Consider the following 12,041-nt stretch of genomic DNA (forward strand, 5'->3'; position numbering starts at 1 on the left):
AGGTAGTCACGGTTTTGCGCTTTTTCGTACCTGAAATGTAACTATGGCTTTCGTTTTTGTTCCTTATCAAACATTCGACTCATTTTTGAGCTTATATTAACTATAGACTATAAAAATAGAAACTATACTTATCGAATAGTGAAGATTGATTAACGTGAGGAATGCGACATGAATGGCTCATCTGTGACTGAAACGGATGTCATCATTATCGGTGGTGGCGCAACAGGCGCAGGGGTCGCTCGTGACTGCGCTCGCCGTGGATTAAAGGCAGTTTTGCTGGAACGGCATGATATTGCGACAGGTGCAACAGGGCGTAACCATGGCTTATTACACAGCGGTGCTCGCTATGCTGTTACTGACAGTGAATCGGCAAGAGAGTGTATAGAAGAAAATAAAATACTGAAACGTATCGCTCATCATTGTATTGAAAAAACCGATGGGCTTTTTATTACCCTGCCAGAAGATAGTCTTGAATACCAACAGCAATTTATTACTGCATGTCAATCAGCTGGCATTGATGCTCAAGCGATTGATCCCGCGGAAGCTATTCGTTTAGAGCCTTCAGTCAACCCGCGTTTAATTGGTGCGGTTCGCGTACCGGATGGCACCGTCGATCCCTTTCGTTTGACTGCTGCCAATATGTTAGATGCTCGCGAGCACGGCGCTAAAGTTCTGACTTACCATGAAGTGATTGGCTTGATCCGCCAAGGGGATAAAGTGCGTGGTGTCACCGTTTATGATCATCAAGCGAAAAGACAGTACGATATTCATGCGCAAATTGTCGTCAATGCTGGTGGAATTTGGGGACAGAAAATTGCCGAATACGCGGATCTGAAAATCAAAATGTTCCCTGCGAAAGGGGCGCTCTTAATTTTAGGTCACCGTCTTAATAATATGGTGATTAACCGTTGTCGCAAACCTGCCGATGCGGACATTCTTGTGCCGGGTGACACTATCTCGTTGATTGGTACGACATCGACACATATCGAGTATGACCAAATCGATAATATGTATGTCACGCCAGAAGAAGTGGATATTTTGATTCGTGAAGGTTCAATGCTATCCCCTGCATTAGCGACAACGCGCATTTTACGCGCATATGCGGGTGTTCGCCCATTAGTGGCGAGTGATGATGACCCTTCTGGCCGTAACGTCAGCCGCGGTATTGTGTTACTCGACCACGCGAAACGCGATGGTTTAGAGGGTTTCATCACTATCACTGGCGGTAAGTTAATGACTTATCGCTTAATGGCGGAATGGGCGACCAATAAAGTCTGCGAAAAACTGGGTGTCACAACACCATGCACCACTGCTGAAGCGCCATTGCCAGGATCTCAACACAGCGCAGAAGAAGCGTTGCGTAATGTGGTTTCTATCCCTGCACCTATTCGCGGTTCTGCGGTCTATCGTCATGGTGATAGGGCGTCTGCGATCCTCAGCGCTAACCGTTTAGATAAAAGCTTAGTGTGTGAGTGTGAAGCGGTGACGGCAGGTGAGGTTCGCTATGCGGTGGAATCTTTAACCGTCAACAACTTGCTTGATTTACGCCGTCGTACCCGTGTGGGTATGGGGACGTGTCAAGGTGAGCTTTGTGCTTGCCGCGCGGCTGGATTACTCAATCGTTTTAACGTCACCACACCACATGAAACCGAGCAGCAACTGGGGCACTTCTTAAATGAGCGTTGGAAAGGGGTGAGACCGATTGCTTGGGGGGATGCTTTGCGTGAAAGCGAGTTCACCAGTTGGGTATATCACGGATTATGTGGCATGAATGAAAGTACATTGAGCCAGCCTGCTCAGAAGGAGGCAGAGAATGAAATATGATGCAGTAGTGATGGGCGGAGGCCTTGCTGGTCTTATCTGTGGAATTCGTCTGACTCAATCAGGGCTCTCTTGCGCTATTGTGAGTGCTGGGCAAAATGCGCTGCATTTCTCTTCAGGTTCATTGGACTTATTAACGCATCTTCCCGATGGTGTGCCGGTCGAAAAACCGCTCTCGATGTTAGAGGCATTAAAACAGCAAGCACCAAACCATCCGTACAGTTTAATCGGCGCAGATAATGTCTCTGAACTGGCTCAGCTGGCACAGAGTACATTGCAGCAAGCGGGTTTGCACTTCAAAGGTTCAAGTGAAGAAAATCATTACCGTATTACGCCATTAGGTCATAAACGAATGACTTGGCTGAGCCCTGAATCTGTACCCACGACGGCACTTCACCAACAAATGGCACTGGGTAAAATCGCCGTTGTGGGTATTGAAGGTTTCCTTGATTTCCAACCGCAAATGGTGGCGGATGAGTTAGACCGTCAAGGACTCGAAGCGGAGGCGTGCTATGTTCACTTACCGTTGCTTGACCGCTTAAGGGAAAACCCAAGCGAGTTCCGCGCGATTAATGTGGCTCGCTGGTTAGATAGACCTGAAAATATGGCGCAAATTGTGGAAGAAATTGCCCCGCTAGTCGCTAATGCGGATGCGGTGTTTATGCCTGCGTGTATTGGTCTCGACAGTGAAGAACCAATGCTAGAGTTACAGAAACACTTAGGGAAGCCGCTATTTTTACTGCCAACATTACCGCCATCTTTATTAGGTATTCGCCTTCATGAAATGCTATTACGCCAATTCCGTCGCCAAGGCGGGATTATGATGCCTGGCGATAAGGTGACATCCGTGAATTTCGTGGGCGCACGTATTGAGTCTGTTCAAACCCGTAATCACGGTAATATCTCGTTGAAAGCCAAGCATTTTGTGTTGGCAACAGGCAGTTTCTTTAATAACGGTTTAGTGGCGAAGTTCGATCAAGTTTATGAGCCTTTAATGAATTTAGATTTGTGTGAAATCGGCGATCGCGCCACATGGACAAATAAAGAGTTTTTCGCTTCTCAGCCTTATATGGCGTTCGGTGTGCAAACTGACAGCCATTTACGGGGTAAAAAACACGGTGAGACGATTGAAAATCTGCATATTGCGGGCGCTGTGTTAGGAGGTTTTGACCCACTGACTCAAGGCTGTGGTGCAGGGGTTTCGCTGATCACGGGCTTATATGCTGCGAATGAAATCGCGAATGAATTTGCTAAAGATAAAGCCATGCAGGCGGAGGTGGCGCAATGAGTATTCAAGATGCAAGCTTTGAAAGCTGTATAAAATGCACTGTTTGTACCACCTATTGCCCAGTGGCAAAAGCGAACCCACTATATCCGGGACCAAAACAAGCGGGTCCTGATGGTGAGCGTTTACGCTTAAAAGACCCGATGATGTACGATGATGCATTGAAATTCTGCACTAACTGTAAACGCTGTGAAGTGGCCTGCCCATCGGATGTGAAGATTGGCGACATTATTGCGCGCGCTCGTAATACCTATAGCCAGCAGAAACCGAAACTGCGTGATGCGATTTTAAGCCATACGGACATTATGGGTTCCTTATCGACCCCATTTGCCCCTGTGGTAAATACCATTACAGGCTTAAAACCCGTTCGCCAAATTCTGGATAAAGCTTTAAAAATTGACCATCGTCGTGAGCTGCCTAAATACTCGTTTGGTACTTTCCGTCGTTGGTATGGTAAACAAGCCGCGGAACAAGCGAAGTTTGAAGAGCAAGTGGCTTTTTTCCATGGTTGTTATGTGAATTATAACCATCCACAGTTGGGTAAAGATTTAATCAAAGTTTTTAATGGCATGAATATTGGTGTTCAGCTGTTAAAACGTGAAAAATGTTGTGGTGTGGCACTGATCGCAAACGGATTTATGAAGCAAGCGAAACGCCAAGCGAATGTGAATTTAGAGTCGCTCCAAGAGACAATTTTAGAAAAACACATTCCGGTGGTTGCAACTTCTTCAACTTGCACATTCACCATTCGTGATGAGTATACCCATGTGCTGGATGTTGATACTTCGGAGATGCGCGATAACATTGAATTAGCGACTCGCTATATTTATCGTCTTCTGGAAGAAGGGCGCGAGCTGAAACTGAAACACACACCATTAAAAGTGGCTTATCACACACCATGCCATATGGAAAAAATGGGTTGGACGTCCTACACCCTTGAACTGATCAAGCGTGTGCCAGGCGTGGAGTTGATTGTTTTAGATTCACAATGTTGTGGTATTGCAGGAACTTACGGATTCAAAAAAGAGAACTACGAAGTTTCCCAAGGTATTGGGGCTGGGCTGTTCCGTCAAATTGAAGAGAGCGGTGCGGATATGGTGATTACCGACTGTGAAACCTGTAAATGGCAAATTGAAATGTCCACCAGTAAGAAATGTGAACACCCAATTTCATTGCTGGCTCGCGCGCTCGAATAATCTATTGTTGTGTTGAGTTATGTGAATAGTAGTTAGGTATTAATCAAGTTAACCCTTTGGGAGATAAGCGAAAACTTATCTCCCTTTTTTATTTTAGTGCTGTGGAGATAACTGCTTCTTGCTGGTGGTATCGAAAAAAGTTTTCAAAATGAAATTCAATAACAGACCATAAGCCGGTAAGAAGAACAGCATACAAATTAACAGCTTGAATACATAGTCAACGAGGGCGATTTCCACCCAATTTGCCGCCATAAATGGATCGCTACTTTGATAAAATGCGATAAAGAAAAACGCAATCGTATCAATCAGGTTACCAAAAAACATGGCGCAGGCAGGTGCCACAAACCAGCGTTTGTTTTGACGCAGGCGGTTAAATACACTGACATCTAAAATTTGCCCAAGAACATAAGCCATAAAACTGGCTGCTGCAATACGCGCAACAAACAGGTTAAATGTCATGGTCGCGGCAAAACCTTGCCACTCACCTTGGAAGAATAGAGCCGAAATGACATACGAAATTAACAAGGCAGGCAGCATGACAGCGCTAATAATACGGCGAGCCAACGGTGCACCATAGATGCGAACGGTTAAGTCCGTAGCAAGGAAGATAAAGGGAAAAGTAAACGCGCCCCACGTGGTATGGAACCCAAAAATATTGATGGGTAACTGCACCAAGTAGTTGCTGGATGTAATGATTAAAATATGGAACAACGATAGCCAAATTAACGCAGTGGCTTTTTGCTGCGGAGTAAACGTAAACATATTGTACCTTTTTAGTCGCAATGGGGTGAGGGAACCCATGAATAACATCCCTAAATTGGGAAGAGCGCATCATACTCTCGTTGCGCAACAAAATCAAAACTGTTCATCTTCAGCGTGCGGCTTTACAATAAGTCTATTGATGACCAAGAGAATGTGGTGCTATGTCTGATTTATTTTCCAATCCAACCAAAACCCTTGATACCTTGGGACTCCGCTGTCCTGAACCGGTAATGCTAGTGCGTAAAACAGTACGTAACATGGCGGATGGCGATACTTTGCTGATTATTGCAGATGACCCTGCAACCACCCGTGATATCCCCGGTTTCTGCCGCTTTATGGAGCACGAGTTGTTGGCGGTTGACGCTGATAATGCGCCGTATCGTTATTTATTGCGCAAAAAAAACAGCGGTTTGTAATGACCCAATTTCGGTATGTTGGATAGCCTCTTTGCTTAGCATGGGGCTATTGTTGATAAATGATTTAATTAAGTGCTTGAATTTCACTGATTGATAAGCCGGTTATTTCGCTGATAACATCGGCGCTGAATCCGAGCTGTAAGCTTTTTAAAGCAATTTGTTGTAGCGTTTCTTCTCTTCCTTCTTCTTTTCCTTCGACTCTACCCTCAATTTTACCTTCAATTTTACCTTCAATTTTACCTTCAATTTTACCTTCAATTTTACCTTCATTTTTTAACCGCTGTGCAATATTCATAATAGCTCCTCGATGATTTTCGGCTTGGTCGATTAATGTCTCGACAATGGAAGTATAATAAGGGGAATCCATGATGATAAATAAGTAATTCAAGATAGTGATCACGTCATTTTTGTCATTATAGTGACTGTTTAAGATTTGAACGAAGTGCTCAGTGACCTTCTGGTGGTCATTTCGTAATTTTTTGTGTTTCATTGCGAGTTCCATCACAGCGATTTTGCGGTGACTAACTATTTCGGTATCCTCAACCACAGTGATATCCACCAACGGGAAAGGGTTGCTATACAGAGCATGGGCTACTTCAGCGTGGGGTAAGCATTGCGTCCATACCTCTTCATAAGGGTAAGGGGATGTTTCCCCGTGATAAAACAAAATGGGGACAACGAGCGGTAAGGTTTTATGCCCTTGCTGTAAATGCTGATTCATCGCCATGAATGCATAGTGCATTAAACGCCAGCCCATGAGTTTGTCAGGTGTTGACTGATGTTCGACTAATAGATAGATATAGCTATCCCCCATTTTTGTTTGTACGGAATAGAGTACATCGGAAAACCGCGTTCTCAGTTTGCTATCAATAAAGGCTGAATTAATGAGGGTTAGCGTATCGAAATCGCACAAGCGTTTAATTTGCTCAGGTAAATGAAGCTCAAAGAAATCTCGGGCATTGCTCTGTTTTGTCATAAAGCCTTTAAAGGCGGCATCATGAGGTATTGAACTTACATTATTAGTCATATCCACACTCATCAAATGTTGTCGATGGCCGAGATATTACCCAATATTTTTGTGTGCGGGAGAAAAGTTAGTCCTAAATTCAGCTGGTGAATATTTTATGTAACTCTTTGCTGTAATTGATTATTTTAAATCTTCCACACATAAGAAAACGCCGTAATAATGATAATTACGGCGTCGAGATATCAAATTAAATAAATACTATTTTTTGATTTCGGGCAGCTTCACGCGCAGTAAGCGAACTGCGTTGGCGGTAACTAATGCCGTTGCGCCAGAATCCGCTAATACGGCAACCCATAATCCAGTGATACCTAACAAGCTGGTCACCAAGAAAACTGCTTTCAAACCCAAGGCGATAGTGATGTTCTCGCGGATGATCTTCCGTGTGGCTCTGGATAATGCGACGATTTCAGGTAATCCAGTCAAACGGTTGTGGGTTAAAGCGGCATCCGCAGTTTCTAAAGCAACGTCAGTACCACCACCCATTGCAACACCAATGCTTGAAGCTTTCATAGCTGGTGCATCATTGATACCGTCACCCACCATCATGGTGTTGTGGTTTCGATTAAGCTCCATGACGGCGGTGACTTTATCTTCAGGTAGTAATCCCGCACGGAATTCCATGCCAAGCTGATTGGCAATAGCGCTGGCCGCACGAGGGTTATCCCCAGTTAACATGACCGCATTGACATTCAGTGATTTCAGCATCGCCATTGCGTCAGCTGCATCGCTACGTAAGGTATCTTGCAGAGCGGTTAAGCCGATAACGTGGTTATCTTCGAGAGTTACGACAACCGTCTTACCTTGGGCTTCTAACGCTTCCACTTTTGCTTGCCACTGGCTGTTTAATGGTGGTTCTACCCTCGAGGGTGCACTGACTAACACTTGTTTGCCATTAAAGGAACCTTCAACTCCTTTACCTGCCAGTGCTTTACGCTCTAACGCTTCTTCAACAGTGATAGATAATTCGTCAGCTTTGTTAACAATCGCTTTAGCGAGCGGATGGTGAGAGCCGACTTCAACCGATGCAGTGATACGAATTAACTCGCTTTCACTCATACCTTCAACTGGGACGACATCCGTAACATGGGGTTTGCCTTCTGTTAATGTACCGGTTTTATCCAGCGCAATCGTAGTGACAGTGCCCAGTTGCTCTAGCGCTGCGCCACCTTTAATAAGGGCGCCACGTCGCGTTGCTGTTGCCAGTGCTGAGGTAATTGCAGCGGGGGTTGAAATCACGAGTGCGCAAGGGCAACCAATTAACAGCAGAGTCAGACCACGATAAATCCATGTGTCCCACGCTGCGCTGAAAAACAGTGGTGGAATGACAATAACCAAGGCTGAAATCAGCATGATAATTGGGGTGTAAATACGGCTAAAGCGGTCGATGAATCGTTCAATCGGTGCGCGACGTTCTTCCGCCTCTTCAATCAGTTGCAAGATGCGGTCGATAGCATTTTGACCTTGTTCTGATACCACTTCCATTTGCACCGCTTTGTCGACAGATAAACAGCCTGCGGCAACTTTTTCACCAGCACTGCGCTCAACAGGCACTGATTCCCCAGTTAATGCGCTTTCATCAAAGCTGGCAAAGCCAGAGACCAGTACTGCATCAGTAGGAAGTCGACCACCTGGAGCGATTTCAATGATATCCCCAGGGCGTAACTGTGCGACAGGAACGGATGTTTTTTGCCCATCTTTGATAAGCACTGTGTCTTCAGGCACTAAGGCCATTAATGCGCTGACTCCACGTCGAGCGCGCCCCGCAGAGTAGGATTCAAGCATTTCACCCAACATAAACAGTAAGATAACCATGGCGGCTTCTTCTGTCGCTTGAATAAAGATTGCCCCAACAGCGGCAACGGTCATCAAGGTTTCAATGGCGAATGGCGAACCGGTGCGAATTAAACGTAGCGATTTACGCGCAATAGGGTATAACCCAAATAACGTTGTTAAGATAAAAGCCACGTTACCGAGTTGCGGATTAACAAACTCTAATCCCCAGCTGATTGCCATTAAGATAGCTAAAATAATGACCGGTTTTGCTTCACTCAGTAAGCTTGGTGGCGTAGATGCGGCGCTATTGCTGCCCACATCATGTAATTCATAACCTGCAGCCTCGACCGTTGAGCGGACGATTGCGGTGACGTCTTTATCCGCATCAACAACCAATTTTTCAGTGGCGAATAGCACTTTTGCTTGAGCGACTTCGCGAATTTGGGTAATCGCATTTTCGATTTTAGCGGCACAACTAGGGCAATCCATTCCCCTCACAATCCAACTAAAACGTTGTTTAGCGGTTTGTGTTGGTTCGACATCATCATTAGCTGCGGGTGCTGAATTGCAGCAGCTACCATGTTGATGGGATGTTTCATCATCATCGTGCGCATGACTTTTATCATCATGACTATGTTCATGGGAAGATGAGTCATGACTGACATTTTTGCTATTCTCTACTGTTGTTGAAGAACAGCTATTGCCAGAGCAGCAAGATGTTTTATGTGCATGGGTATCTTTATGAGAGTGTGAGTGCATAAGCGCCCCCTTTTTCTAAATGCGTTTTTAACCATGTTCTCTAATTAGAGTTAAGTCTACACTCTAGAGTAGACTCTAGAGTCAAATGAAAAAGGGGGAGCCAATTGATAAAATTCTCAAATAGCACGTTTTATCAATTGGCGAAGTGTTATAGGTAAATGGCACGAACAATAAAGAATTGACCAAGGAAATAGAAGGCGGCAACAACGGCTTTAGAGGCTTTGAATGGGAAACGGAAATGCGCAATTAACCAGATACAGTGAGATAAAAACAACATAGAGGCTCCCACCATAATGGAGAAATTAAACTCTCTACCTAAGCCAAAATATTGATCTCCTGCAACCCACATCATAATCATACTCATGATAATAGAAGCAAAAACAACAGGTTGTTGGCTCTCCAGTTTTCCCCAAATGAATATAAAGGTGACCGCAGCGATAGCAATTGGAACAATAAGCCAAGGCAGGTACAAACCAAAGTTAAATTGCATTCCGAAGCTAATGGTATAGACCAAATAGCTTAAGAACATCAGTCCTAAAGATGTAAGCAAGTGTTCACTAGAAAACATTCTCGAAAGGTCAGCAACTAAAGAAAGCACTAAACCACCTAAAATCAGGTAGGTTTGCGCATTTAAGTCGTCGGAACTCCATCCCCAGAATAATAAAAGAAGCAGAGTGATAGGGCGAAATAACCAACGTTGCCACTCAGGACCACGATAGGCTGCATCAACATACAGCCAGCCAGAAAATAAAACAGCGAGGAATGGCCAACTAATCATACACATATCCTTAAAAGCTTCTGGAAAAGAAAAATCACTGATAGCGATTTCAGATGAATCAATAAACTATACCGCGTCTTGCTCAAATTGTATGGCGTTTATCTGCAATTTGAGTGAGAGAGGGTATATACTTATGATTATTCTAAGCTAAATATACAAATTATGAATAAGCCAATTCTCTTAATTATTGTTCTCGCTATTATCGCGGTATTCGCGACAAAACGTTTTTTTGACCAAAAGAAACAGAATGAAATTAACGATAATTCATTGCCTGTCAGCCAGTTAGTTCTTGTTAAAGAGAAAAAAGATTATCCTTATCCCAATATGCGCTCTCGAGAGCGGGATGTGGTGTCCCCTGAAACTTTTCGCTATGAAATTTATTTTCAGACCCAAGCTTCTGGAGAAACCATTAAAGTGATCGTCAGCGAACAGCAATACCAAGATGTTACGTTAGGTACTAAAGGTAAGCTGACGTTACAAGGCACGCGATTTATTCGCTTTGAACCGACTGAATAACCATTATTTTTTCTTAGCGGCCTCGATTGCCGCTTTGGTTTTCTTATGCATGGCGAGCATTTCAAACACACCAAAGAAGAAAATTTTAGTCTGCTGTAAACCTGTTAATTTTTGATCTTTCGGTAAGCTAGCTTTCAGGAAGATTGTCTGCAAGGCATGCATGAAAATCATAAAGACCATTGCGATATCCATAAAATATTTCAATGGCTTAGGGAATGGGTGAACAATATTAAAGATCATGAAACCCCAAACACAAATCATGAGCAGACGTCCAATATTAATCAGCATCTTTTTCTCCCTGCATACTTGATGAATAAACAGATTGACGAATAAATAAACGATAGGCAACCTGACCTGCTACTTTTTCTCGGTGTAGCTGCCAGCTTGCGGGAATGTCAGTAAGTGGTAACTCAGCTTCGGACTCTACATAAATCCAGCTTTCATCTGCGAGCCACTGATTTTGTTCGAGTAGCTCGATAGTTTGGCTGAGTAAACCTTTACGAAATGGCGGGTCGATAAACACGACATCAAAAGGTGTACCCACTTGGCTGAGGACAGTGAGGCTACTGTTATTGAGCACAGTAGCGTTATCCGCATTTAAACGAACTTTATTTTCGCTTAACAGTTTGGCGTTTTGTTTATCCAGCTCAATAAATGTGACGTGCTCGGCAAAGCGAGATAGCGCTTCAAAACCTAAAGCACCACTGCCGGCGAAACAATCGAGGCAGCGAGCATCTCGGATGACTGGCATTAACCAATTAAAGAGCGTTTCTTTAATGCGGTCAGTAGTAGGACGTAAGCCCTCACTATCACGCACAGGCAGTTTTCGCCCACGCCATTTACCACCAATGACACGTATTTGCCCTAAAGAGGCTGTTTGTGGTTTTTTTGCCATAATATGTATAGTTGTTTAGTTCACTGAGGAATGTATAAATTATTGGGGACTATTGTAGCGCTTCGGTTTCACGGTTTTAACAGAAAAATAAGAATAAATTGTCATGATTTTTCTTTCAGATATGTGTTGCTGCGCGATGAAATGATAGACTGCATGTAATTTTATTGCGATTTAATTTTTAAACGCCATGTTTTTACCGCGAGGAGTGTAGTGGCTGATGGCTAAAGATAAGAAAAAAGGCTTTTTCTCATGGTTGGGATTTGGTCGTAAAAGTGAAGAAGAAACTCAGCAACCGGATGTCGAACACAAAAATGACGTAGCCCATAACGCGAAGCAAGACGAAGCCGCTAGGTTAGAAGCTGAGCGTCAGCATCAAGTGGAAGAAGATGCGATTAAAGCGGCGGAAGATGAAGCTGAGCGTCAATATCAAGCGGAGCAAGCTGCAATTACAGCCGCTGCGGAAGACGCTGAACGTCAGCATCAAGCTCACTTAGATGAGATGCGCATTGCAGCAGAAAAAGCGGAAAAAGAGCGCCAAGCCGCAGCAGATGCCCGTATTGCAGAAGAAAAAGCCGCTCGAGAGGTGTTAGAAGCTCAGGCTTTACGTAAGATTGAGGAAGAGGCTGAGCGCCAATATCAAATCGAACAAGCGGCGATTAAAGCCGCGGAAGAAGCAGCCGAACGTCAGCATCAAGCTGAATTAGAGGCTATCAAAGATGCTGAAGAAAAAGCCGAGCGTGAGTATCAAGCCGCTGAAGCTGCTCGTTTAGCAGAAGAGAAAGCCGAGACTGAGCGTCAAGAAGCCGAAGCTGC

The 12,041-nt window shown here is 44.3% G+C and carries 11 protein-coding genes and 1 pseudogene; 6 read left to right on the forward strand and 6 right to left on the reverse strand.

Annotated features, from left to right (window positions below; translation table 11 throughout):
• The first annotated feature begins 168 nt into the window (after window positions 1-168).
• From glpA to glpC, 3 genes are read left to right on the forward strand one after another with little or no spacing between them, the layout of a single operon-like run.
• Window positions 169-1,824: an anaerobic glycerol-3-phosphate dehydrogenase subunit A gene (glpA, locus tag PR795_RS06800; protein ID WP_036976096.1), complete on the forward strand. Its 1,656-nt coding sequence runs from the start codon at window positions 169-171 to the stop codon at window positions 1,822-1,824.
• Window positions 1,814-3,109, forward strand: a complete 1,296-nt coding sequence (gene glpB / locus PR795_RS06805) for a glycerol-3-phosphate dehydrogenase subunit GlpB (RefSeq protein WP_181480265.1) — start codon at window positions 1,814-1,816, stop codon at window positions 3,107-3,109. The genes glpA and glpB overlap by 11 nt, the downstream gene beginning before the upstream one ends.
• Window positions 3,106-4,302, forward strand: coding sequence for an anaerobic glycerol-3-phosphate dehydrogenase subunit GlpC (gene glpC / locus PR795_RS06810; protein WP_006659019.1), 1,197 nt, complete (start codon window positions 3,106-3,108; stop codon window positions 4,300-4,302). Before glpB ends, glpC begins: the two co-directional genes overlap by 4 nt.
• 93 nt (window positions 4,303-4,395) lie before the next feature.
• Here the strand turns inward: glpC and PR795_RS06815 are convergent, their stop codons facing one another.
• On the reverse strand, window positions 4,396-5,064 hold the full coding sequence (locus PR795_RS06815) for a 7-cyano-7-deazaguanine/7-aminomethyl-7-deazaguanine transporter (protein ID WP_006659020.1): 669 nt from the start codon (window positions 5,062-5,064) through the stop codon (window positions 4,396-4,398).
• A gap of 161 nt (window positions 5,065-5,225) precedes the next feature.
• Between PR795_RS06815 and tusA the strand changes: the two genes are divergently transcribed.
• The gene (gene tusA / locus PR795_RS06820) at window positions 5,226-5,480 is read left to right on the forward strand and encodes a sulfurtransferase TusA (protein ID WP_006659021.1); all 255 of its coding nucleotides are present in this window, start codon (window positions 5,226-5,228) and stop codon (window positions 5,478-5,480) included.
• 64 nt (window positions 5,481-5,544) lie between these two features.
• On the opposite strand, the gene PR795_RS06825 is transcribed toward tusA, so the two are convergent.
• The 3 genes from PR795_RS06825 to PR795_RS06835 form a co-directional block, all read right to left on the reverse strand.
• Window positions 5,545-6,507 carry an Rpn family recombination-promoting nuclease/putative transposase gene (locus PR795_RS06825; protein ID WP_272516751.1) on the reverse strand — a complete coding sequence of 321 codons (963 nt, stop codon included), beginning with the start codon at window positions 6,505-6,507 and terminating at the stop codon, window positions 5,545-5,547.
• Between the two features lie 198 nt (window positions 6,508-6,705).
• Window positions 6,706-9,039 (reverse strand): zinc/cadmium/mercury/lead-transporting ATPase, encoded by a 2,334-nt coding sequence (locus PR795_RS06830; protein WP_272516752.1) that lies wholly within the window; start codon window positions 9,037-9,039, stop codon window positions 6,706-6,708.
• Window positions 9,040-9,187: 148 nt separating this feature from the next.
• Entirely contained in the window at window positions 9,188-9,817 is a 630-nt protein-coding gene (locus PR795_RS06835) for a lysoplasmalogenase (protein ID WP_006659025.1), read from the reverse strand.
• A 162-nt stretch (window positions 9,818-9,979) separates the two neighbouring features.
• Between PR795_RS06835 and PR795_RS06840 the strand changes: the two genes are divergently transcribed.
• The gene (locus PR795_RS06840) at window positions 9,980-10,333 is read left to right on the forward strand and encodes a DUF2500 domain-containing protein (RefSeq protein ID WP_006659026.1); all 354 of its coding nucleotides are present in this window, start codon (window positions 9,980-9,982) and stop codon (window positions 10,331-10,333) included.
• Window positions 10,334-10,336: 3 nt separating this feature from the next.
• Here the strand turns inward: PR795_RS06840 and PR795_RS06845 are convergent, their stop codons facing one another.
• Both PR795_RS06845 and rsmD read right to left on the reverse strand, forming a co-directional pair.
• On the reverse strand, window positions 10,337-10,621 hold the full coding sequence (locus PR795_RS06845) for a DUF1145 family protein (protein WP_006659027.1): 285 nt from the start codon (window positions 10,619-10,621) through the stop codon (window positions 10,337-10,339).
• Entirely contained in the window at window positions 10,611-11,228 is a 618-nt protein-coding gene (gene rsmD / locus PR795_RS06850) for a 16S rRNA (guanine(966)-N(2))-methyltransferase (RefSeq protein ID WP_006662877.1), read from the reverse strand. Before rsmD ends, PR795_RS06845 begins: the two co-directional genes overlap by 11 nt.
• 217 nt (window positions 11,229-11,445) lie before the next feature.
• Here rsmD and PR795_RS06855 point away from each other — a divergent pair.
• Window positions 11,446-12,041, forward strand: a pseudogene (locus PR795_RS06855) (signal recognition particle-docking protein FtsY); the annotation flags it as partial.

Source organism: Providencia sp. PROV209, assembly GCF_028479485.1.
Lineage (GTDB): Bacteria > Pseudomonadota > Gammaproteobacteria > Enterobacterales > Enterobacteriaceae > Providencia > Providencia alcalifaciens.

Bases quoted from the DNA above. Each gene is read 5' to 3' on its own strand.
- PR795_RS06835 (WP_006659025.1), bottom strand. From the start codon at position 9,817: ATGATTAGTTGGCCATTCCTCGCTGTTTTATTTTCTGGCTGGCTGTAT.
- PR795_RS06845 (WP_006659027.1), bottom strand. From the start codon at position 10,621: ATGCTGATTAATATTGGACGTCTGCTCATGATTTGTGTTTGGGGTTTC.
- tusA (WP_006659021.1), top strand. From the start codon at position 5,226: ATGTCTGATTTATTTTCCAATCCAACCAAAACCCTTGATACCTTGGGA.
- PR795_RS06830 (WP_272516752.1), bottom strand. From the start codon at position 9,039: ATGCACTCACACTCTCATAAAGATACCCATGCACATAAAACATCTTGC.
- glpC (WP_006659019.1), top strand. From the start codon at position 3,106: ATGAGTATTCAAGATGCAAGCTTTGAAAGCTGTATAAAATGCACTGTT.
- PR795_RS06815 (WP_006659020.1), bottom strand. From the start codon at position 5,064: ATGTTTACGTTTACTCCGCAGCAAAAAGCCACTGCGTTAATTTGGCTA.
- PR795_RS06825 (WP_272516751.1), bottom strand. From the start codon at position 6,507: ATGACTAATAATGTAAGTTCAATACCTCATGATGCCGCCTTTAAAGGC.
- glpA (WP_036976096.1), top strand. From the start codon at position 169: ATGAATGGCTCATCTGTGACTGAAACGGATGTCATCATTATCGGTGGT.
- PR795_RS06840 (WP_006659026.1), top strand. From the start codon at position 9,980: ATGAATAAGCCAATTCTCTTAATTATTGTTCTCGCTATTATCGCGGTA.
- glpB (WP_181480265.1), top strand. From the start codon at position 1,814: ATGAAATATGATGCAGTAGTGATGGGCGGAGGCCTTGCTGGTCTTATC.
- rsmD (WP_006662877.1), bottom strand. From the start codon at position 11,228: ATGGCAAAAAAACCACAAACAGCCTCTTTAGGGCAAATACGTGTCATT.